This is a genomic window from Microcoleus sp. Z1_B2, from assembly GCF_036700325.1.
GTDB lineage: Bacteria > Cyanobacteriota > Cyanobacteriia > Cyanobacteriales > Microcoleaceae > Microcoleus.
This window is the reverse complement of sequence record NZ_JAUBOQ010000011.1, coordinates 76335-77285: the sequence shown is the minus strand read 5'-3', so window position 1 is coordinate 77285 and position 951 is coordinate 76335. Positions and strand designations below refer to the sequence as shown.

At 44.3% G+C, this 951-nt stretch carries 1 pseudogene; it reads left to right on the top strand.

The features are described from left to right. Window positions 1-951, top strand: a pseudogene (locus QT984_RS08475) (ATP-binding cassette domain-containing protein); the annotation flags it as partial.

The window sequence follows — 951 nt, the reverse complement described above, 5'->3', positions numbered from 1 at the left end:
ATGAACCAGAACCGGTTGTCGAAAATCTGCAAGTTGTAGAAACCGTAGAGTCGATCCAACCTTCTCAACCAGAACCGATAGTCGAAAATCTACTTATTGTAGAAACCGTAGAGTCGATCCAACCTTCTCAACCAGAACCGGTTGTCGAAAATCTGCAAGTTGTAGAAACCGTAGAGTTGATCGAGCATCATGAACCAGAACCGGTTGTCGAAAATCTGCAAGTTGTAGAAACCGTAGAGTCGATCCAACCTTCTCAACCAGAACCGGTTGTCGAAAATCTACTTATTGTAGAAACCGTAGAGTCGATCGAGCATTCTCAACCAGAACCGATAGTCGAAAATCTGCAAGTTGTAGAAACCGTAGAGTCGATCGAGCATCATGAACCAGAATCCGAACCAGTTGTAGAAACCGTAGAGTCGAGCCAACCTTCTCAACCAGAACCGATAGTCGAAAATCTGCAAGTTGTAGAAACCGTAGAGTCGATCGAGCATCCTCAACCAGAACCGGTTGTCGAAAATCTACTTATTGTAGAAACCGTAGAGTCGAGCCAACCTTCTCAACCAGAACCGGTTGTCGAAAATCTACTTATTGTAGAAACCGTAGAGTCGAGCCAACCTTCTCAACCAGAATCCCAAGCAGTTGCAGAAACACCAGAGGAAATAAGCGATTTAGAACCAGAAATGCAACCAGTGGCAGATTTTCTGGAAATTGTAGAAAAACAAGAGTCGATCGAACTTTCTCAGTCAGAACCGATTGTCGAAAATCTACTCATTGTAGAAACAGTAGAGTCGATCGAGCTTTCTCAGCCAGAATCAGAACCGATTTTAGATGCACCAAAGTTGATCGAGCTTTCTCAGCCAGAACCTGAACCGATTGTAGATGCACCAAAGTCGATCGAGCTTTCTCAGCCAGAATCAGAACCGATTGTAGATGCACCAAAGTCGATCGAAC